Here is a 21,461-nt window from a genome sequence, read left to right on the forward strand (position 1 = left end):
CCGAACCACCGGATCGCGCCGGGCGCGCCACGAAAGGACGACCCATGAAGACCATTCCCGTCATTGCCGCCGCCCTGATCGGGCTTGGTTCCGCCGCAGGAGCCCAGGACATCACCGTATCCTCGAAGATCGACACCGAGGGTGGACTTCTGGGCAACATCATCCTGATGGCGCTGCAGGACGCCGGGCTGCCCGTGAAGGGACGCCTGCAACTGGGCGGTACGCCGATCATGCGCGATGCCATCACCTCGGGGCAGGTCGACATCTATCCCGAGTATACCGCCAATGGCGCCTTCTTCTTCAACGAGGCCGACAGCGAGGTCTGGAAGGATGCCGAGGCCGGATACCAGCGCGTGGCCGAACTGGATCTGGAGCAGAACGACGTGGTCTGGCTGCAGCCCTCGCCCGCGAACAACACCTGGGCCATCGCCCTGCGTCAGGACCTGGCCGAGGAAAACAACCTTGCCAGCATGTCCGACCTTGGCACCTGGATCAGCGATGGCGGCGACATCAAGCTGGCGGCCTCGACCGAATTCGTGACCTCGGCCGCGGCGCTGCCGGCGTTCCAATCGACCTATGGCTTCAAGATGACGCCCGACCAGCTGGTTCAGCTTTCGGGGGGTGACACGGCAGCCACCATCGCGGCGGCCGCGCAGCAGACCTCGGGGGTGAATGCGGCCATGGTCTATGGCACCGACGGCGGCATCGCCCCTGCGGGTCTGGTCGTGATGGAGGATGACAAGGGCGTGCAACCTGTCTATCAGCCTGCCCCCATCGTGCGCGCCGAGGTTCTGGAGGCCCATCCCGAAATCCGCGACGTGCTGGCACCCATCTTCGAAGGGCTGGACCTGAAGACCCTGCAGGACCTGAACGGTCGCATCCAGATCGGTGGAGAACCTGCCGAAACCGTCGCCCGAGACTATCTGACCGGCGCGGGCTTTCTGGACGGATGACCCTGCGGGCTGACCGCCCCGGCCTGCTGTTTGCCCTGATCGGGCTGGCGGGGCTGGTCCTGCCGCTGGTGCAGTTCAAACCCAACCGCATCGTGCCGGGCGAAGGCGTTGGCTTGCCGCTGCCACTGACCGCCCTTCTGGCCCTGATCCTGCTGGCCGGTTGCCTGCACTGGCCACACATCTGGCGATTGGCGGGCGGTCTGGCAGGCTTGGGCACGGTCGTCCTGACCCTAGGCGGCACCGCGCGCATGTTGATGGACCAAGCCCCCGATCTGGCGCGCGTGGCCCCCGCCGCAGGGTTCTGGCTGCTGCTGTTGGCGTTTTCCCTGATGCTGACCGATGCCGTCACCCGGCTGCGGCCATCGCTGAGATGGCGCTGGTTGATGCTGGCAGGGGTCGTGGGGCTGGTGGTCCTGGTACTGACAACGGGTTGGCTGGATCAGGTCTCGGTCATGCGCGAATACGCCGCCCGCCGCGATGCCTTCCTGCGTGAAGGGGCGGCCCATCTGTTCCTGGCCTTCGGATCGCTTGGGCTGGCGCTTCTGGTGGGACTGCCCTTGGGCGTCGCCATCCACCAATCGCCCGCGGCGCGCGGTCCGGTCCTGTCGGTGTTGAACATCCTTCAGACCATTCCGTCGCTGGCGCTGTTCGGGATCATGATTCCGATCTTCGGCTGGATCGCTGCCAACGTTCCGGGCGCGGCGCAGGCGGGTATCGCAGGCATCGGGGTCTTTCCCGCCTTGGTGGCGCTGTTTCTCTATTCGCTGCTGCCCGTCGTCTCGAACACGCTGACCGGCCTGTCGGGTGTCAGCCCCGCCACGCAGGATGCCGCCTTGGGCCTTGGGCTGACCCGCTGGCAGGTGCTGGCATGGGTGCTGGTGCCGCTGGCGCTGCCCGTCCTGCTGGCGGCCATCCGCATCGTGCTGGTCCAGAACATCGGGCTGGCCGTCATCGCGGGCCTGATCGGCGGCGGCGGCTTCGGCACCTTCGTCTTTCAAGGCCTGAACCAGACGGCGATGGACCTGGTCCTGCTGGGCGCGCTGCCCACCATCGGGATGGCTCTGGTGGCGGGCATCGCGCTGGACCTGCTGGTCCAATCCCTGAATCGCCACACCCCGAGGTCCGCATGATCCAGATCCAGCACCTGACCAAGCGCTATGACGGCAAGCCGGTCGTCGATGACGTCAGCCTGACGGTCGAACGTGGCCAGATCGCGGCGCTGGTCGGCACATCGGGGTCGGGCAAGACGACGCTGCTGCGGATGATCAACCGGCTGGTGATGCCGACCTCGGGGCACGTGCTGATCGACGGACAGGACACGGGCGGCATCGCGCCGCATCTGCTGCGTCGCCGCATCGGCTATGCCATCCAGGGGCACGGGCTGTTTCCGCATCGCACCGTCGGACAGAACATCGCCACCGTCCCGCGCCTGCTGCGCTGGCCCGCGGACGAAATCCGTGCCCGGGTCGACGAATTGCTGACGCTGTTCCAGCTGGACCCAGATGCCTTTCGCGACCGCATGCCGCATGAACTGTCGGGCGGCCAGCAACAGCGCATCGGCGTGGCACGCGCCTTGGCCGCCAAGCCCGACGTGCTGCTGATGGACGAACCCTTCGGCGCGCTGGACCCGGTGATCCGCGCCAAGGCACAGGCCGACCTGCGACAGATCCAGCGCCAGTTGGGCACCACGCTGGTTCTGGTCACCCATGACATGACCGAGGCGATCCTGCTGGGCGATCAGATCGCCGTCATGGATCAGGGACGCCTGCTGCAATATGCACCGCCCGCCGAGATCCTGCGCGCCCCCGCCACCCCCTTCGTCGAGGCGCTGATCGGCCCCGACATGCGCCCCTTCCACCTGCTGTCGCTGACCCCCGCCTTCAGGATCGCGACCGAGGGTCATGCCACGGGCACCCCCATCCCGCGGGATGCGACCCTGCGCGACGCCTTGGCCGAATGCCTCTGGAGCGGCCGCGACGCCCTGCCCGTCGAAGGCGGCGGCGTGGTCACCTTGACCGCCCTGCGCGAAAGGGCTGCGCCGTGATCGGACGCATCCTGATGGCGGCTGCGGGGTTGTTCTTGCTGGCCTTCCTGGCCAGTCCCGGCAGTTTCAGCTGGCTGTTCGCCCCCATGACCCGCAATGGCGCACCGGCCATCTATACGCAGACCCCGCTCTGGTCGCTGACACTGTCGCATCTGACGCTGGTCGCGGTCGCGGTTGCGGCTTCGACGCTGGTGGCCTTGGTGCTGGGGGTGTTGGTGACGCGACCTTCGGGGCGGGAATTTCTGCCCTTGGCGCGGACCATCACCTCGGTCGGTCAGACCTTTCCGCCGGTCGCGGTGCTGGCGCTGGCCGTGCCGGTGATGGGTTTCGGAGCAGGCCCGACACTGGTGGCGCTGTTTCTTTACGGTTTGCTGCCGGTCTTCGAAAACACGCTGGCCGGTCTGACGAACCAGCCCGCCCAGATCCGCGAGGCTGCACGCGGCATGGGCCTGACCCCGGCCCAACGTCTGTGGCAGGTGGACCTGCCCTTGGCGCTGCCGGTGATCCTGACGGGGATGCGGCTGACGGCGGTGATCTCGCTTGGGACGGCGACGATCGGATCGACCGTCGCCGCCCGCACCCTGGGCGAGGTGATCATCGCGGGTCTGCTATCGTCCAACACCGCTTTTGTCCTGCAGGGCGGCATGGTCGTCGGCATCATCGCCGTCATGATCCACGAGGGCTTTCAGGCGCTGGCACGCCTTGCGTCGCGCCGTACCGGTTAATCCGGCAGGGTGACCGACTTGGCGTCCCAAATATCTTGCATATAGCCTCGGATCGTGCGGTCCGACGAAAAGAACCCCGACCGCGCGATGTTCAGCGCAGCCATCCGGTGCCAGTCGTCCTGATCGGCATAGGCCGCATCGACCCGGCGTTGCGCCGCGTAATAGGCGTCGAAATCCGACGCCACCAGGAAGGGATCGTCGTTCCATGTTCGGTCCAACAACCCGTAATAGGTCTCGGCCCGGCCAAAGCGCCCCTCGGCGATCAGCTGCAGGGCGATCTTCATGTCCTCGCTGCGCTCGATCGCGGCGCGGGCATGACCGGGGCGTGATTTTTCGACCGCCGCCTGCTCGGCGGTCATGCCGAACAGGAAGAAGTTCTCGGGGCCGACATGGTCGCGGATTTCCACGTTGGCGCCGTCCAGCGTACCGATGGTCAGCGCGCCGTTCATGGTGAACTTCATGTTGCCGGTGCCCGAGGCCTCTTTCCCCGCAGTGCTGATCTGTTCGGACAGATCGGCGGCGGGAATCAGATCCTCGGCCATCGAGACGTTGTAATTCGGCGGATAGGCGATCTGCAGGAACTTCGAGGTCACCGGATCGCTGTTGATCGTCGCGGCCACGTCATTGATCAGGTGGATCACCGATTTCGCCAGCCAGTATCCCGGCGCGGCCTTGCCGCCGAAGATCTTGACCCGCGGGGTCCAATTGCCGTTCGGGTCGTCGTGGATGCGGGCCCAAAGCGCGATGGCCTCCAGCACGTTCAGAAGCTGACGCTTGTATTCGTGAATGCGCTTGATCTGCACGTCGAAGATCGCGTCGGGATCGGCCTTGACGCCCAGCCCTGCCAGCAGGCCGTTCGACAGCAGCACCTTGTTGTCACGCTTGGCGCTGCGCAGGCGGTCGCGGAAGGCGGCGTCCCTGGCATGGGGCTCCAGCCCCTTCAGCTGATCCAGATCGCCGGTCCATCCGGTGCCGATGGTGTCGTCCAGCAGGCGCGTCAGGGCGGGGTTCGCCATGCGCAGCCAACGGCGCGGGGTGACGCCATTGGTCTGGTTCACGATGCGGTCGGGGTGCAGCCGGTGCAGATCGGCAAAGACGGTGTCCTTGACCAGATCCGTGTGCAGCGCCGAGACGCCGTTCACCCGTCCCGCCATGATGAAGGCCAACTCGCCCATGTGGACCTGGTCGCCATGCACGATGCCGATGTGGTTCGGGCGGCCGGTGGTGCGGCGGTGGTCGTCGTCGATCATCTGGATGATCTGCATGTGGCGCGGCAACACGCGACCCATCAGCCATGTCGACCACCGCTCCAACGCCTCGGGCAGCAGCGTGTGGTTGGTATAGTTCAGCACGCCGCGCGCCAGAACCATGGCCCGGTCGAAGGGCAGCCCGTGTTCGTCCATCAGCAGGCGGATCAGTTCGGGGCCTGCGATGGCGGGATGGGTGTCGTTCAGTTGGATCGCGACCTTTTCGGGCAGCAGGTCCAGATCGCCATGTTCGGACATGAAGCGGCGCAGGATGTCCTGCAGCGCCGCCGAGGTCAGGAAGTATTCCTGCTTCAGCCGCAATTCCTTGCCCGCCTCGGTCGTGTCGTCGGGATAGAGGACGCGCGACAGGGTCCGGGCCAGCGCCTCGGGTTCGGCGGCGGCGGTGTGGTCGCCCGCGTTGAAGCGGTGCAGGTCCAGCAGCGTCGTCGGATGCGCCCCCCACAGGCGCAGGCTGTTGGCCCAATCGCCGCCCCACCCGATGACCGGCGTATCATAGGCGCGCGCCAGCACGCTTTCGGCAGGGCGCCAGACGGCGCGGCCATCGACCTGATCGACATGGCCCTTGAATCCGATGTCATAGCTGTAGTCGATGCGCACGAATTCCCAGGGGTGGGGCTGGTTCAGCCAGTCCTCGGGGGTCTCGACCTGCTGGCCGCCCTCGAAGCGCTGGCGGAACAGCCCGTGTTCGTAGCGGATGCCATAGCCGAAAGCCGGGCAGTTCAGCGAGGACAGCGATTCCATGAAGCAGGCCGCAAGACGCCCCAGCCCGCCGTTGCCAAGTGCCGCATCGGGTTCGTCGTTCAGGATGGCGTCCTCGTCCTGACCCAGCATGGTCAGCGCCTGCCCCATAGCCGGTTCCAGCCCCAGGTTGATGATCGCATCGCTGAGGATGCGGCCGATCAGGAACTCCATCGACAGGTAATAGACCCGCTTGGCACCCTGATCGCGGGCGGCGCGGATGGCATTCACCCAAGGCCCGACCATCTGGTCGCGCACGGTATAGCTGACCGCCATCCGCCAATCGAAAACGGTTGCGAATTCGGGACCGCGACCCTGGGTGTGGGTCAGGTGATGCAGGATCTGGTCGCGCAGGTCTTGCGCGGTCAAGGCATGGGTCACTTGGGGCCTCTTACACGTGTCAGGACAGCCAGATACGGCCATAGGGGGGCAGAACCAGCGTGTCGTCATGCAGGGTCACAGTCGCATCCGACAGGATGTCCCGCATGTCGGTCACGCCTTGAAAGCGCAGCCAATTTCCATCGACGTGTTGCCAGCTTTCGGTGAAGTTGAAAAGGCAAACAACGCTTCCCTGCGGCGCGCGGCGCGCAAATCCGAAGACTGCGGCATTTGCGCAATCCAGGATCTGGGTCGGATGGCCGCCATGCAGGCGGTCGCAGGACCGGCGCCGTGCCATGATGGTTCGCGTGCCATGCAGGATCCGCCCCTGGATCGAATCCGCATCCGCGACCGCCTGTGCGGCGACGTCCCAATCCATTACGGGGCGGTGGATCCAGCGGCTGTCATGGGCGTGTTCGGGCACGTCGCGATAACCGTGGTCGTTCAGCAGGCCCAACTCGTCGCCCATATAGATCAGCGGCACCCCCCCGAAGGATGCGATCAGCGCATTGCCCATCAGGATGCGGTCGATGGCCAGGTCGATGCCCGCGCGGTCGCCCCGCGCCATCGCCCCCTCCAGCCCCGCCATCGAGGCGAAGCTGCCCGAGATCCGCTTGTCCCCCGTTTCCGGGTTCACCTGGAACAGCGCTCCGTTCGAGAAGCTGCCCGGGAAGCTGCCGTCATAGAAATCCGACAGGAAGGCCCGATGCGCCGCCCCCGAGATGCCCACCGCCGCCGCATCCTCGTCGGTGATGGCCCATCCGATGTCGTCGTGGCAGCGGATATAGGTCGCATAAGTGGCATTGGTCAGCACGGGCGGGAAATGGGTCGCCAGCACATGGGTCATCAGCCGCGTGTCGCGGGTTGCCAACGCCCCCCAGAACTGGACCATCAGGCTGTTGTGATAGGCCAGGTTGCCTTCCTTGCCGTCATGTTCGCCCCGCCCGAAATAGGTCAGCATGTCGGCCGGCCCGACGATCGCTTCTTCAAGGTGCAGGACGGAATTGGCGGCGATGCGCGTGCAGGCGCGCAAGGCGCGCAGCAGCAGATGCACCTCGGGCTGGCCCTGGCAGGTGGTGCCCATCCGCTTCCACATGAAGGCCACCGCGTCCAGTCGCAGCACGTCGACGCCCTTGTTGGCCAGGTTCAGCATGATCCGCACGATCTCGAGGAAGACGCGCGGATTGGCCCAGTTCAGATCCCATTGGTGTTCGTTGAAGGTCGTCCAGACCCATTTGCCGAAATCGGGGTAATGGGTGAAGCTGCCCGGCGCGGTGTCGGGAAAGATCTCGATCAGGCTCTGCTCATAGGCATCGGGCATGGTCCGGTCGTCATACATCAGGTACATGTCCTGATATTCGGTGTCGCCCGCGACCGCCGCCTGCGCCCATTCATGTTCCTTGGCCGTGTGGTTCAGCACCAGGTCCACGCAAAGCGACATGCCCCGCGCCCGCAGCGCCGAGGCCAGCCGCGTCAGATCGGCCATCCGCCCATAGGCCGGGTTCACCTGCCGGTAGTCAATCACCGAATAGCCGCCGTCGCTGTCGCCGGGGCGCGGCTTCAGGCAGGGCATCAGGTGGACATAGGTCACGCCCAGATCGCGCAGGTAGTCCAGTCGGTCGTGGACCCCCGCCAGATTGCCCGCGAAACGGTCGACATAGAAAACATAGCCGACCATCTGCGGGCGCTGGAACCAGTCGGGCTCCAGATCGCGGGCCAGATCCAGCCGCTTCAGATCGGCGGGACGCGCCGCCCATCCGTCGCGCAGCGCCTGCAGCAATTGCGTGCAGAAGTCGTCGTAATCGGCACGCTCGCCGTATATCCGCTCAAGGATCGGCCAGAGGTCGGGGGCGCTGCGCGACAGGCGCATGTCGAAGATGGTCGGTGCGGTCATGCGGGGCATCCCTCGGTCAGGACGAAGACGACGACGCTCTCGGCGGCGATCTCTTGGGTGGGGGTGGCGGCGATGTCGGTGTCGTCGTCACGCGCACTGTCCAGCTGGCGGCGCCAGTGGCTGCCCTTGGGGGCGTCAGGGATGGTGACGGTGACATCCGCGCCATTGTTGTAGACGACGAAGACCGCCCCCGGCAGCGCGACATAGGCGGGCGTCCCCGAGGCCATGCGCATTTCCGCCGCCAGCAAGCGCAGTTCCGGGTTGTTCCAATCCTCGGGGCGCATGGGGGTGCCGTCGGCGCGGCGCCAGAACAGGTCCGGCAGCCCGTCCTGTTCGCGCGGCTGGCTGTGCAGGAAACGCTTCTGGCGCAGGATGGGATGGGCCTTCCGAAAGGCGATGACGCGCCGGCAGAAGGCCAGAAAATCGGGATCGGCATTGTCCCAATCGACCCAACCGACGGGGTTGTCCTGACAATAGGCGTTGTTGTTGCCGCCCTGCGAATTGCCCAGTTCGTCCCCGGCCAGCAGCATCGGCGTGCCCTGCGACAGCATCAGGGATGCGATCAGGTTGCGCCGCCGTCGATCGCGCCGCGCGATGATGGCGGGATCGTCGCTTGGGCCCTCGACGCCCATGTTGTCGGACAGGTTGTGGTTGTGGCCGTCGCGGTTGTCCTCGCCGTTGGCGTCATTGTGCTTTTCGGCATAGCTGACCGTGTCCATCAGCGTGAACCCGTCATGGGCCGAGATGAAGTTGACCGAACTGGTCGCCGCCCGCCCGTCGTGGTCGAAGCGCGCCGCCGATCCGGCGATGCGCTTGGCCAGCTTGCCGATCAACCCAGCATCGCCGCGCCAGAAGCCGCGCAGCTGGTCGCGATAGCGGTCGTTCCATTCCGCGAAGGGCGCGGGATAGGCGCCCAGCTGATAGCCGCCCTCGCCGATGTCCCAAGGCTCGGCGATCAGCTTGACGCGGTTCAGCACGGGGTCCTGGCGCACCGCGCGGAAGAACGGCCCGTCGCGGTCGAAGACGCCCCGCGTGCGGCCCAGGACGCTGCACAGATCGAAGCGGAAGCCGTCGACATGCATCACCTCGACCCAGTAACGCAGGCTGTCCATCACCAGCCGCAGCGTGAAGGGGCTGTCCATGTCCAGGACGTTCCCGGTGCCTGCGTCGTTGACATAGAAACGCCGATCCTCGGCCAGACGATAGTAGGATGCGTTGTCCAACCCGCGGAAGGACAGCGTCGGGCCCATCTGGTTGCCCTCGGCGGTGTGGTTGTAGACAACGTCCAGAATGACCTCGATCCCGGCCTTGTGGAACCGCGCGACCATCTGCTGAAACTCGGCGATATCGCCATCGCGCATGTATCGCGGCTCGGGCGCGAAGAACCCGTAGGTCATATAGCCCCAGTAGTTCGTCAGCCCCTTGTCCACCAGGAAGCGATCGTCGGCAAAGGCCTGCACGGGCAGCAGCTGGATCGCGGTGGCGCCCAGCTTGTTCAGGTGGTCCAGCATCGGATCGGATGCCATGGCCAGATAGCCGCCGCGCCCCGGAATGCCCGGACGGCCCGCGGTCAGGCCCTTGACGTGCGCCTCGTAGATCACCGTGTCGGTCATGGGGCGGCGCAGGGGCCGGTCGTCGCCCCAGGTGAAGGACGGATCCACCACCACGCTGCGCGGCACATGGGTCGCGCTGTCGCGGCGGTCATAGGAGAGATCGGCGTCCGCATGACCGGCGCGATAGCCGAAGACCGCGTCATGGGGGGCCAGCCGCCCCGACAGCCGCTTGGCATAGGGGTCGATCAGCAGCTTGTTGGGATTGAAGCGGTGCCCCTCGTGCGGCTTGTAGGGGCCGTGCACGCGGTATCCGTATCGCTGGCCGGGGCGCAGGCCGGTGATATGGCCGTGCCAGACATGGCCGTCGCGTTCGGGCAGATCGACCCGCGTCTCGCGGTTCTTGTCGTCGAAGAGACACAGCACCACCCGCTCGGCGTGCTTCGAGAAGATGGCGAAATTGACACCGGCACCGTCGAAGGTCGCCCCCAACGGCGTCGGGTGCCCGGCAGTCATCGCATGGTGGTCGTTCATCAGCTTGCGGTCAGTCCGGCGTAGAGTTCTGCGTAGGCCTTTGCCGACAGCGCCCAGCCCACCGGCTGCGCCATCGCGTTCGTCTGAAGCCGGGACCATGTTTCCCTGTCCTTGTAAAGGGTGCCAAGCCGCACCAATGCGTTACGCAGCGCCCCCGCCGTCACCGGCGCGAACTGGATGCCCGTGGCCACGTTCCGCGCAAGGGCTGCGGGCGATGCATTGATGACCGTATCGGCCAGCCCGCCCGTCAGCGCCACGACCGGCACGGTGCCATAGCGCAACCCGTAAAGCTGGGTCAGGCCGCAGGGTTCAAAGCGCGACGGGACAAGGATGGCATCCCCGCCCGCGATCAGCCGGTGCGAGAAACCCTCGTCATAGCCGATGCGGACCGCGACATTGGGATTGCCCTCGCCCGCCGCACGGAAGGCGCGTTCCAGATCGGGATCGCCCGACCCCAGAAGCGCCAGCTGCCCGCCCTGTTCCAGCAGGGTCGGCAGAGTTTCAAGCACCAGGTCCAGCCCCTTCTGATGCGTCATTCGTGACACGATCACGCAGAGCGGCCCCTCGGCCTGCGGCAGGCCCATCTCGGCTTGCAGGGCGGATTTGGCGGCCGCCTTTCCGGCGGGGTTGGAATAGGGGGTGATGGCCGGGTCCGTGGCGGGGTTCCAGGCGTCCTCGTCGATGCCGTTCAGGATGCCGTGCAGCGACGCGCGGCGGTGGCGCATGACGCCTTCCAGCCCCATGCCGAACTCTGGGGTCATCAGTTCCTCGGCATAGCTGGGCGAGACGGTGGTCAGCGCATCCGCCCCCATCAGTCCCGCCTTCAAGGCCGAGATCGCGCCCCAGAATTCATACCCCTCGCTGTGGAAACGACCGGGGTCCAGCCGCAGCGAATGCAGGCGGCCCGGATCGGCGGGACCGTTGAATGCGATGTTGTGGATGGTCAGCACGCTGCGGACATGGCCAGCCTTCATCTGGCGCAGGTATTCTGTGGCAAAACCCGCCTGCCAGTCGTGGCCATGCAGCACCTGCGGCTGCCAGCCCCCTGCCCCCTTGGCGGCGATATGCGCACCGACCCAGGACAGGGCTGCAAAGCGTTCGGGATTGTCCGGCCAGTCGCGCCCATCCGGCCCCAGATAGGGGTTGCCCGGCCGCGCATAAAGATGCGGCGCGTCGATCACCAGCAGGTCCAGCCCCGCGATCCTGCTGGCCAGAACCTTGGCCGGACCACCGAACAGATCGTCGAAATCCAGGAGGGGTTCGGCCTCCACCAGCGCCGCCATCACGGCGGGATAGCCGGGCAGCAGGGTGCGCATCTGCACCCCCTGCTGGGCCAGGGCGGCAGGCAGCGCTCCCACGACATCGGCCAGCCCGCCGGTCTTGACCAGCGGCGCGCATTCCGAGGCGACTGACAGGACCTTCATCACAGCGACGCCGCCCGCCTGTCCAGCATGTCCTGGGTGATCAGCGTCACGCCCTTGTCGCTGACACGGAACCACTTGGCGTCATCCAGGGGGTCTTCGCCCACGATCAGCCCCTCGGGGATGGTGACGCCCCGGTCGATGACGACATTGCGCAGCCGCGCGTGCCGTTCGACGGTGACATAGGGCAGCACCACGGCGTGATCCAAGATGGCATAGGAATTGGTGTGCACCTCGGTGAACAGCAGCGAATTGCGGATTTCCGTCCCCGAGACGATGCACCCCCCCGAGACCATCGAGGATATCGCCACCCCGCGCCGGTCCTTTTCGTCATGGATGAACTTGGCGGGCGGCCTGCTTTCGGAATAGGTCCAGATCGGCCAGTCGTTGTCCCAAAGGTTCAGCTCGGGGGTGAAGTTCGTCAGGTCGATATTGGCCTGCCAGAAGGCATCGACGGTGCCGACGTCCTTCCAATAGGCGGGCGCGCCGGGGGTCCTGACGCAGGACACGTCGAAACGATGCGCCATCGCCTTGCCGTTCTTGACGATGTCGGGGATCAGGTCGGTGCCGAAATCATGACTCGAATTCGGGTCCTCGGCGTCGGTCAGCAGCAGATCGCGCAGGAAGGCCCAGTTGAAGACATAGATCCCCATGGAGGCCAGCGCCTTGTCGGGATGGCCGGGCATGGCGGGCGGGTCCTTGGGCTTTTCCAGGAACGAGACGATGCGCCCCTTGTCGTCCACATCCATGACGCCGAAGGCGCTGGCTTCATCGCGCGGGACGGTCAGGCAGCCGACGGTGACATCGGCGCCGCTTTGGACGTGTTCGCGCAGCATCACCTCGTAGTCCATCTTGTAGATGTGGTCGCCCGCCAGGATGATGATGTAATCGACGTCGTAATCATCGACGATGTCGATGTTCTGCGTCACCGCATCGGCCGTCCCCTGGTACCAATGCTGTTCCGAAGTCCGCTGGCTGGCGGGCAGGATGTCCAGAAACTCGTTCCGCTCGGCGCGAAAGAAGTTCCAGCCGCGCTGGCAATGGCGGATCAGGCTGTGCGCCTTGTATTGCGTGGCGACGGCAATCTTGCGGATGCCGCTGTTCATCGCGTTCGACAATGCGAAATCGACGATGCGGGTCTTGCCGCCGAAATAGACCGCGGGCTTCACACGCCGGTCCGTCAGCTCCTTCAGGCGGCTGCCCCGCCCCCCTGCCAGCACGAATGCCATGGCACGCCGTGTCAGACGCTTGTTCTCAGCCATCATTAAATCCTCCCCCTTTGAAATTCACGTCTCGGCGACGAAGATCACCACCGACAGCGGCGGAAGCGTCACCGCCATGCTGGCCGGTTGCCCGTCCTGGCCCGCGCCATCCGCGACCACGCCACCCATGTTGCCCATCCCGCTGCCGCCATAGACGGCGGCATCGGAATTCAGCGCCTCGGTCCAGCGCCCCGCCTGCGGCGCGCCGATGCGGAAATCGGGGCGCGGCACGGGGGTGAAGTTGCAGACCACGACCACCGGCGGATCGCCCGCGTTCCCCCTGCGGATCCAGGCATAGGTCGATTGCGCGGGATCGGTCGCGATCCACTGGAAGCCGTCGGCGTCGCAATCCTTGACGTGCAGCGCGGGCTGGTCGCGGTACAGGTGGTTCAGGTCGCGGACCAGCGATTGCACCCCCTGGTGCATCGGCTGTTCGGCGGCGTTCCAGTTCAATTCGCCATTGTGGTTCCATTCCTCGGGCTGGCCGAATTCGCAGCCCATGAACAGCAGCTTCTTGCCCGGATGCCCCCACATGAAAGCGTAATAGGCGCGCAGGTTCGCGAATTGCTGCCATTCGTCGCCGGGCATCTTGTGCAGCATGCTGCCCTTGCCGTGGACGACCTCGTCATGGCTGATCGGCAGGATGAAATTCTCGCTGAAGGCATACATCAGACCGAAACTCATCAGGTCGTGGTGATAGCGGCGGTGGACGGGATCGCGGCTCATGTAGCGCAGCGTGTCGTTCATCCAGCCCATGTTCCACTTGAACCCGAAGCCCAGGCCCCCCGCATCCACGGGGGCGGATACCTTGGGATAGGAGGTGCTTTCCTCGGCCACGGTCATGATGCCGGGGGTTTCGCCATAGGCGGCGATGTTCATCTTCTGCAGGAAGTCGATCGCCTCGTAATTCTCGCGGCCGCCGTCCTTGTTGGGGACCCATTCGCCATCCTTGCGCGAATAGTCGCGATAGAGCATCGAGGCCACCGCATCCACGCGCAGCCCGTCGATGTGATATTCCTGGAACCAGTAGATCGCATTGGCGATCAGGAAGTTCTGAACCTCGGTCCGGCCATAGTTGTAGATCAGGGTGTTCCAATCCTGATGGAAGCCTTCGCGCGGATCGGCGTGTTCGTAAAGTGCCGTGCCGTCGAAACGGGCCAGCCCGTGGGCATCGGTCGGGAAATGCCCCGGCACCCAGTCCAGCAGCACGCCCAGGCCCGCCTGATGCGCGGCATCGACCAAGTCGCGGAATTCATGCGGCGGACCGAAACGGATCGTCGGCGCGTAAAGGCCGACCGGCTGATAGCCCCATGACCCGTCGAAGGGAAACTCGCTGACCGGCATCAGCTCGATATGGGTGAAACCCATGTCCTTGACATATGCGACCAGATCGCGGGCCATTTCCTGATAGGACAGAGGCCGCCCACCGTCGTCCCATTTGCGCCGCCAACTGCCCGGATGCACCTCGTAGACCGAGATCGGGGCGCTGCGATCCTGCGCGGTCGCGCGACCCGACATCCATTCGCCGTCCTTCCAGCCGAACCCCGCGATGTCGCGCACGACGCTGGCCTTCTCGGGGGGATGCTGGCTGCCGAAGCCCACCGGGTCGGCCTTTTGCAGCACGCCGCCATGGGCATCGACGATCTCGTATTTGTAGAGCGTCCCTTCCCCCAGATCGGGCAGGAATATCTCCCACACGCCGCTGGCGCCAAGGCGGCGCATCGGGTGGCGACGCCCGTCCCAGCTGTTGAACTGGCCGACGACCGAAACGCGCTGCGCATTGGGTGCCCAGACCGCGAAATGCGTGCCCCGCGTGCCTTCATGGGTCATCACATGGGCGCCAAGCGCCTGCCACAAGCGGCGGTGCGTGCCCTCGCCCAGCAGGTGCAGATCCATGTCGCCCAAGACCGGACCGAAGCGATAGGGATCGTCGAAATCCCATGTCACGCCGCCGCCGCTTTCAGCCTGCAGGCAGTAATCTCCGGCGGGGATAGGGCCTGCAAACAGATCGCCCGCCACTCGCGGCAGGTCCTGCGTCTTGCCCTTTGTCAGAACCCGCAGCGCCGCCAGATCGGGGTGAAAGACCGTCAGCCACCTGTTCTTGCCCGCGCCCCGCGGACCCAGGATGCGGAACGGGTCGTCGCATCGCCCCCGTTCCAATGCGATCTGGTCGTCGACGTCAGGCAGAGAAGGCTTTGTCGGTTTTTTCATCGGTCCACTCTATCCGGGTCACAGATTCGGGCAATCGGCAGGTTAACGCTAACCTCTGGTTTTTGATCCGGCTATAGTGGTCTTGTCCGAGAAGGAATCCACGAACCGAAAGGTGCACGATGACGGAATGGTGGCGCGATGCGGTGATCTATCAGATCTACCCGCGCAGTTTTCAAGACAGCAACGGCGACGGCATCGGCGACCTGCCGGGCATCACCCGCAGGCTGGACCACGTGGCAGACCTGGGGGCGGATGCGATCTGGCTGTCGCCGATCTTCACCTCGCCGCAGAAGGACATGGGATACGACGTGTCGGATTACACCGACATCGACCCGCTGTTCGGATCGCTGGCCGATTTCGACGCCCTTGTGGCGCGTGCCCATGAACTGGGCATCAAGGTGATCATCGACCAGGTGATCAGCCACTCCAGCGACAAGCACCCCTGGTTCGCCGAAAGCCGTGCCAGCCGCGACAACGACAAGGCCGACTGGTATGTCTGGGCCGACCCCAAGCCCGACGGCACGCCGCCGAACAACTGGCCCTCGGTTTTTGGCGGTCCGGCGTGGGAATGGGATGCGCGGCGCAAGCAGTATTACCTGCACAACTTCCTGATCGAGCAGCCCGATCTGAACATGTGGAACCCCGCCGTTCAGGATGCCCTGCTGGACACGATGCGCTTCTGGCTGGAACGCGGCGTGGACGGTTTCCGGCTGGATACGGTCAACTATTATTTCCACGACAAGAAGCTGCGGCCGAACCCGCCCAACCCGGATTACGACGGGCCGGAGACCTATCCGCGCCAGCAGCATATCCGTTCCAAGAACCAGCCGCAGAACGTCGCCTTCCTGAAGCGGATGCGCGCGCTGACCGATGAATTCCCCGACCGCATGATGGTCGGAGAGGTCGGCGACGGCGGCCAGACGGCCATCGACATCATGGCCGAATACACCGCCGGCACCGACCGCCTGCACATGTGCTACAGCTTCGAGATGCTCAGCCCCGAGTTCACCGCCGCGCATTTCCGCAGGTGCATCGAGGGCGTTCAAATCGGCGCCCCCGACGGCCACAGCTGCTGGAGCTTTTCCAACCACGACGTCATGCGCCATGTCAGCCGTTGGGCGAAGCATGCCGCCGACCCCGCCGTGCTGGCCCGCCAGTCCGCCGCCATGCTGATGTCCTTCCCCGGCACCATCTGCATCTATCAGGGCGAGGAGTTGGGCCAGACCGAGACCACGCTGGTCTACGAGGAACTGACCGATCCCCCCGCCCTGCGCTTCTGGCCCGAGGTCAAGGGCCGCGACGGCTGCCGCACGCCGATGGTCTGGGACGCCGGCCAGCCCAACGCGGGCTTCTCGGAGGGCAAGCCGTGGTTGCCGGTCAAGGATGCGCAGGCCGCCCATGCCGTCGCCGGACAGCAGGGCGAGGACAGCGTGCTGGCCGCCTATCGCGCCACCATCGCCTTCCGCAAATCGCAGCCCGCGCTGCGGTGGGGCCAGACGCGCTTCCTCGACCTGCCCGAGCCGGTGCTGGCCTTCACCCGCACGCATGAGGGCCAGACGCTGACCTGCGTCTTCAACCTGTCGGCCAACCCCGTCACCCTGACCCTGTCCGGTGACGGCACGCTGACCGGCCCCGTCCATGCCTCGCTTGAGGGGCAGAGCCTGACCCTTCCCGCCAACGGCTTTGCCTGGCTGCAGGGCGACATCGGTCTGGCCATGTGAACGACGGGCGACCGGGGGCAGCCCCCGGTCGCCTCAGGCCTCGGGCGGCAGGGTGATTCCCTGTTGCCACGGGGGCACATTCTGGAACGCCTGCACCATGTGATCCACGAACAGCCGCGTCTTGCGCGGCATCGGCCTGGTGGGCGGCCAGACCACGCTGATCGGCAGCAGCTCTTGCGGCAGGTCCGGCAGCAGCTGCACCAGCCGCCCGTCCCGGATTGCGTCATGCACGATGAACAGCGGCAGCAGTGCCAGCCCCAGCCCGCCGATCGCCATGTCGCGCATCGCCTCGCCGTTGTTGGCGGTGATGCGGCCTTGGGCGGGGGGCCGGGTGCCCGGGCCAAAGGGCCAGATATCGGACAGGCGGACATTCAGATAGCCGATGCACTCGTGCCCGGCCAGATCGGCGGCACTGTCGATGGCACCATGCCGCGCCAGGTAATCCGGGCTGGCCACCAGCGCGCGCGGGTCCTGACACAGCCGCCGCGCCATCAGGCTGCTGTCGCGCAACTGCCCGATGCGCAGCGCCACATCGAAGCCCGCCCGTCCCAGATCGGTGTTGCGGTCGTCGTAATCCAGCACGACCTCCAGCGCGGGATGGGCGCGGGCGAAATCGGCGATGATCGGGCCAAGGTGACGGATGCCGAAGCTCATCGGGGCGGCAATGGCCAGACGGCCGCGCAGCTGGGTTTCGGCGCCGCCGATGTTTTCCGTGGCCGCAACCAGCTCGGCCAGCGCGGGGCGCAGGCGGTCGGCCAAGGCCCATGCGCTGTCAGTGGGGGTGATGCGGCCTGCGTGGCGGGTGAACAGCGGCACGCCCAGCGTCGCCTCGAATTCGCTGATGCGCTTGCTGACGACCGATTTCGACAGATCCGCCCGCACGGCAGCCCCCGAGATGCTGCCGGCATCCAGAACGGCCAGGAAAGTGCGGATATCGGTCAGGGTCCATGTCATCCCCCGACCATAGCGCCACCCGCATCGTTCGCAAGAACCGAACGCGGCGTTGCCTGCGCGACGGGTGCCACGAACGGGCGGCAGGTTGCATATTCCCCTCAACGCTTATCGAAAGGGGCATCTCATGCAACTGACCGGCATTCACCACCTGACGGCGATCACCGCCGACGCGCCCGCCAACAACCGCTTCTATACCCAGACGCTGGGCCTGCGCCGCGTCAAGAAGACGGTGAACCAGGACGACACCTCGGCCTATCACCTGTTCTTCGCCGATGGCGCGGGCACGCCCGGCACCGACATCACCTTCTTCGACTGGCCAGCCGCCCGCGAACGCCGCGGCACCAATGCCATCACCCGCACCGGCCTGCGCGTGGCCGAGGCCAGCCTGGATTACTGGGCCGACCGCCTGTCGGGCCTGGACGCGCGACTGACGACCATCGACGGTCGCCCCAGCCTTGATGTCGAGGACCCCGAGGGCCAGCGCCTGCGCCTGGTCGCGGCACCCCAACCCGTGGGCGAGCCTTGGGCCGACAGCGAGGTGCCCGCGCAGCACCAGATCCGCGGCCTTGGCCCGATCACCATCTCGGTTCCCGAACTGGCCCCGACCGAGGCCGTGCTGACCCAGGTCATGCACATGCGCAGGGTGCGCGATTACGCCAGCCCCGACGGGCACGGCCAGGTCCATGTCTTTGAAATGGGTCCGGGCGGCGCGGCGGCCGAACTGCATGTCGCGGTCCAGCCCGACCTGCCCCGCGCACGTCAGGGAGCGGGTGGCGTCCACCACGTGGCCTTCCGCGTGCCCGACAATGCCGCATTGACCGAATGGACCGATCACGTCGCCAAATACCGGGTCCCCAGCTCGGGCGAGGTGGAGCGCTACTACTTCCGGTCGCTTTACTTCCGCGAACCGGGTGGCAATCTGTTCGAACTGGCCACCGACGGTCCGGGCTTCGACGTGGACGAACCGCGCGACAGCATGGGTCAGGGCCTGTCCCTGCCGCCCTTCCTGGAAGGCAAGCGCGCTGCAATCGAGGCCAAGCTGAAGCCCTTGGCCTGAACCTTGAAAGGACCGACGCCATGACCACCATCCTTGGACTTGCCGGAAGCCTGCGACAGGCGTCCTTCAACGCAGGCCTTCTGCGCGCTGCCCGCGACGGGGCGCAGGGGGCGGACATCATCATCGGCGACATCGCCCATGTGCCGCTTTACGATGGCGACGCCGAGGCAGCCGACGGCCTGCCCCCCGCCGTCAAGACGCTGCAGGACCAGCTGGCCGCCGCCGACGGGCTGCTGATGGTGACGCCGGAATACAACAACGGCGTTCCCGGCGTCTTCAAGAACGTCATCGACTGGATGTCGCGCGGCGACGGGATGGCGCTGTTCAAGGGCAAGCCCGTCGCGCTGATCGGGGCGACGCCGGGCGGTTTCGGCACCACGCTGTCGCAGGCGCATTGGATGCCCGTCTTCCGCTTTCTGCAGGTGCGCCCTTGGCTGGAGGGGCGCATGACGATTGTGGGCGCGGGCAAGCTGTTCGACGATCAGGGCAACCTGACCGACGACAAGACCCGTGAACAGCTGGACGCCTTCGTGGCGGGCTTTGCGGCCAGCCTGTGAATGGATCGCCTGACCGCCGACCGCATGTTCGTCCAGGTCGTCCGCACCGGCAGTTTCTCGGCGGCGGCGGCGCAGGCGGGCGTGTCGCCGGGTCAGGCCTCCAAGCTGGTGTCGCGGCTTGAGGCGCATCTGGGCATCCGCCTGCTGACCCGCACCACCCGCGCCATCAGCCTGACCCCCGAGGGCGAGGCCTATCTGGCCGGCATCGCCGCCATTCTGGACCAGATGGACGATCTGGACGACGGCCTGCGCGACGCGGTCGCCAATCCATCGGGGATGGTGCGGATGACCGCGCCCCTGACCTTCGGCACCGCACAGCTGATGCCCGCGCTGAACGATTTCGCCCGCGCCCATCCTGCGGTCGGCCTGCAGGTCGATTTCACCGACAACATCGTCAGCCTGGCCGAACAGGGCGTCGATCTGGCCATCCGCGTCGGACCGCCCAGGGATTCGGCGCTGATCGGGCGCAAGCTGGGCGTGATGCGCATCCAGATCGTCGCCTCGCCCGCCTATCTAGCGGCCCGGGGCACCCCGCGCGTGGTCGAGGATCTGCACGACCACGACATCATCACCGACCTGAATTTCACCCAGCCCGACGATTGGCAGTTCCTGGACGACGGTCGGCGCATCGGCCTGACCCTGCCCGGACGCCTGCGCTTTTCCAATGCCGAGGCCTGCGTCAGCGCCGCCATCGCGGGGCTTGGCATCACGCGGGTGCCGGATTTCATCTCGGCCCCGGCGGTCAGGGACGGCAGGCTGGTCGCCCTCTTTGCTCGGATGAACCCTCAGGCAATCCCGGTCATGGCGATCACTCCCGCCGGACGTCACATGCCGACGCGGGTCAGGCTGCTGGTGGCTTTCCTGCGCGACAGATGGGGTCCGGACCACCAATGGGGCAATTGATTCCATATCGTCACAGATCATCTTCCAGATGGGCGGATTATCGCGCACATCGCAATGGCGCATATGGGTCGGGACATGCCCGCCACGGGCCCGAAAGGAAGACCCCCATGCCGACCATATTGAATGCCCGCCTTCGCAACCCCGACCTTGCGGCCCTGATCCTGCGCGTGACGCTTGGCGTCCTGTTCCTAGCCCATGCAGGCCTGAAGATTTTCGTCTTCACCCCCGCCGGCACGGCGCAGTTCTTTGGTTCGATCGGACTGCCCGGTTTCCTGGCCTATCTGACCATCGCGGCCGAGATGCTGGGCGGCATCGCCCTGATCCTGGGCCTGCAGGTGCGTCTTGTCGCGCTGGCACTGGTGCCGCTGATGCTGGGCACCATCGTCTTTTCGCACGGCGCCAACGGCTTTTTCTTTAACAACCAAGGCGGCGGTTGGGAATACCCCGCCTTCTGGGCCATCGCGCTGATCGTTCAGGCGCTAATCGGTCCCGGCGCCGCCGCCATCAGCAAGGAGTAGACCGCATCATGTCCCCCAAGCGCACCATCGAACAGGTCGTCCTGCGGGTTCGCGACCTGCCCGCCATGACGGCCTTCTACGAAGAGGCCATCGGCCTGCGGGTCATGGGCCGCGACGGGGACAGCCTGCAACTGGGCGTGGGCAGCACCGCGCTGGTTACGCTGCAGCCCGACCCCGCCGCACTGCCCGTCGATCCCTCGCAGGCGGGCCTGTATCACACGGCCTTCCTGCTGCCCTCGCGCGCCGATCTGTCGCGCTGGCTGCGTCATGCCGATGACATCGGGCTGCGTCTGTCGGGGGCCTCGGACCATGGCGTCAGCGAGGCGCTGTATCTGGCCGACCCCGAAGGCAACGGCATCGAGATCTATCGCGACCGCCCCGAGAGCGACTGGCCCCGCATTGGCGATCAGGTGCAGATGACCACCCGCCGGCTGGACCTGTTCGCCTTGGCGCAACAGACGAACGACAGCTGGCAGGGCGCACTCTTGGGAACCTGCATCGGGCATGTCCACCTGCAGGTTGGCGACGTCGATCTGGCCAGCCGGTTCATGACCCGGGACCTGGGGCTGACCCAAAGCTTCGCTGTTCCCGATGCGGGCTGGTACGGCTGGAACGGCTATCACCACCACATCGCGGCCAACGCGTGGAACAGCAAGGGCGCAGGCCTGCGCGATCCGCGCCTGGCGGGCCTTGTGCAGGTCGTCATCGGCGCCCCCGACCGCGCCGGAGAGGTGCTGACCGACCCTTGGGGCACCAGCTTCAGGATGGTCTGA

General features: G+C 66.0%; 17 protein-coding genes. 10 read left to right on the plus strand and 7 right to left on the minus strand.

The genetic code is table 11. The annotated features are described in order from the left end of the window. Positions 1 to 44 precede the first annotated feature (44 nt). From osmF to DDE75_RS01780, 4 genes are read left to right on the plus strand one after another with little or no spacing between them, the layout of a single operon-like run. Complete coding sequence (osmF, locus tag DDE75_RS01765; RefSeq protein WP_108500655.1) at positions 45 to 953, plus strand: glycine betaine ABC transporter substrate-binding protein OsmF; 909 nt, start codon at positions 45 to 47, stop codon at positions 951 to 953. Further along, positions 950 to 2,083, plus strand: coding sequence for an ABC transporter permease (locus tag DDE75_RS01770; RefSeq protein WP_108500656.1), 1,134 nt, complete (start codon positions 950 to 952; stop codon positions 2,081 to 2,083). Before osmF ends, DDE75_RS01770 begins: the two co-directional genes overlap by 4 nt. Continuing rightward, positions 2,080 to 2,997: an ABC transporter ATP-binding protein gene (locus tag DDE75_RS01775; RefSeq protein WP_108500657.1), complete on the plus strand. Its 918-nt coding sequence runs from the start codon at positions 2,080 to 2,082 to the stop codon at positions 2,995 to 2,997. Before DDE75_RS01770 ends, DDE75_RS01775 begins: the two co-directional genes overlap by 4 nt. A gap of 14 nt (positions 2,998 to 3,011) precedes the next feature. After that, positions 3,012 to 3,722, plus strand: a complete 711-nt coding sequence (locus DDE75_RS01780) for an ABC transporter permease (RefSeq protein ID WP_108500889.1) — start codon at positions 3,012 to 3,014, stop codon at positions 3,720 to 3,722. Here the strand turns inward: DDE75_RS01780 and DDE75_RS01785 are convergent. Genes DDE75_RS01785 through glgB form a run of 6 tightly spaced genes read right to left on the minus strand, consistent with a single transcriptional unit; the run spans position 3,719 to position 14,978 of the window. After that, the gene (locus tag DDE75_RS01785; protein ID WP_108500658.1) at positions 3,719 to 6,151 is read right to left on the minus strand and encodes a glycogen/starch/alpha-glucan phosphorylase; all 2,433 of its coding nucleotides are present in this window, start codon (positions 6,149 to 6,151) and stop codon (positions 3,719 to 3,721) included. The two genes, DDE75_RS01780 and DDE75_RS01785, sit on opposite strands and share 4 nt — an antisense overlap. Continuing rightward, a complete protein-coding gene (locus DDE75_RS01790; protein ID WP_245894580.1) occupies positions 6,129 to 8,000 on the minus strand; it encodes an amylosucrase in 1,872 nt (623 codons plus the stop codon). Before DDE75_RS01790 ends, DDE75_RS01785 begins: the two co-directional genes overlap by 23 nt. Beyond that, positions 7,997 to 10,084, minus strand: coding sequence for a glycogen debranching protein GlgX (gene glgX / locus DDE75_RS01795; RefSeq protein WP_108500660.1), 2,088 nt, complete (start codon positions 10,082 to 10,084; stop codon positions 7,997 to 7,999). Before glgX ends, DDE75_RS01790 begins: the two co-directional genes overlap by 4 nt. Next, positions 10,084 to 11,508, minus strand: a complete 1,425-nt coding sequence (gene glgA, locus DDE75_RS01800) for a glycogen synthase GlgA (protein WP_108500661.1) — start codon at positions 11,506 to 11,508, stop codon at positions 10,084 to 10,086. Before glgA ends, glgX begins: the two co-directional genes overlap by 1 nt. Then, positions 11,508 to 12,767 carry a glucose-1-phosphate adenylyltransferase gene (glgC, locus tag DDE75_RS01805; protein ID WP_418304164.1) on the minus strand — a complete coding sequence of 420 codons (1,260 nt, stop codon included), beginning with the start codon at positions 12,765 to 12,767 and terminating at the stop codon, positions 11,508 to 11,510. Before glgC ends, glgA begins: the two co-directional genes overlap by 1 nt. 24 nt (positions 12,768 to 12,791) lie before the next feature. Beyond that, positions 12,792 to 14,978 (minus strand): 1,4-alpha-glucan branching protein GlgB, encoded by a 2,187-nt coding sequence (gene glgB, locus DDE75_RS01810; protein WP_108500663.1) that lies wholly within the window; start codon positions 14,976 to 14,978, stop codon positions 12,792 to 12,794. Between the two features lie 119 nt (positions 14,979 to 15,097). On the opposite strand from glgB, the gene DDE75_RS01815 reads away from it, so the two are divergent. Further along, positions 15,098 to 16,699 carry an alpha-glucosidase family protein gene (locus tag DDE75_RS01815; protein WP_108500664.1) on the plus strand — a complete coding sequence of 534 codons (1,602 nt, stop codon included), beginning with the start codon at positions 15,098 to 15,100 and terminating at the stop codon, positions 16,697 to 16,699. 33 nt (positions 16,700 to 16,732) lie between these two features. On the opposite strand, the gene DDE75_RS01820 is transcribed toward DDE75_RS01815, so the two are convergent. Beyond that, the gene (locus DDE75_RS01820) at positions 16,733 to 17,653 is read right to left on the minus strand and encodes a LysR family transcriptional regulator (protein WP_108500665.1); all 921 of its coding nucleotides are present in this window, start codon (positions 17,651 to 17,653) and stop codon (positions 16,733 to 16,735) included. A gap of 124 nt (positions 17,654 to 17,777) precedes the next feature. Between DDE75_RS01820 and DDE75_RS01825 the strand changes: the two genes are divergently transcribed. The 5 genes from DDE75_RS01825 (at position 17,778) to DDE75_RS01845 (ending at position 21,461) form a co-directional block, all read left to right on the plus strand. Next, positions 17,778 to 18,710, plus strand: a complete 933-nt coding sequence (locus DDE75_RS01825) for a ring-cleaving dioxygenase (protein WP_108500666.1) — start codon at positions 17,778 to 17,780, stop codon at positions 18,708 to 18,710. 20 nt (positions 18,711 to 18,730) lie between these two features. Next, entirely contained in the window at positions 18,731 to 19,267 is a 537-nt protein-coding gene (locus tag DDE75_RS01830; RefSeq protein WP_108500667.1) for an NADPH-dependent FMN reductase, read from the plus strand. Next, on the plus strand, positions 19,268 to 20,170 hold the full coding sequence (locus DDE75_RS01835; RefSeq protein ID WP_108500668.1) for a LysR family transcriptional regulator: 903 nt from the start codon (positions 19,268 to 19,270) through the stop codon (positions 20,168 to 20,170). Positions 20,171 to 20,277: 107 nt separating this feature from the next. Next, positions 20,278 to 20,688: a DoxX family protein gene (locus tag DDE75_RS01840; protein WP_108500669.1), complete on the plus strand. Its 411-nt coding sequence runs from the start codon at positions 20,278 to 20,280 to the stop codon at positions 20,686 to 20,688. Between the two features lie 8 nt (positions 20,689 to 20,696). After that, complete coding sequence (locus DDE75_RS01845) at positions 20,697 to 21,461, plus strand: VOC family protein (RefSeq protein WP_108500670.1); 765 nt, start codon at positions 20,697 to 20,699, stop codon at positions 21,459 to 21,461.

It is taken from the genome of Paracoccus indicus (genome assembly GCF_003056335.1).
Classification (GTDB): domain Bacteria; phylum Pseudomonadota; class Alphaproteobacteria; order Rhodobacterales; family Rhodobacteraceae; genus Paracoccus; species Paracoccus indicus.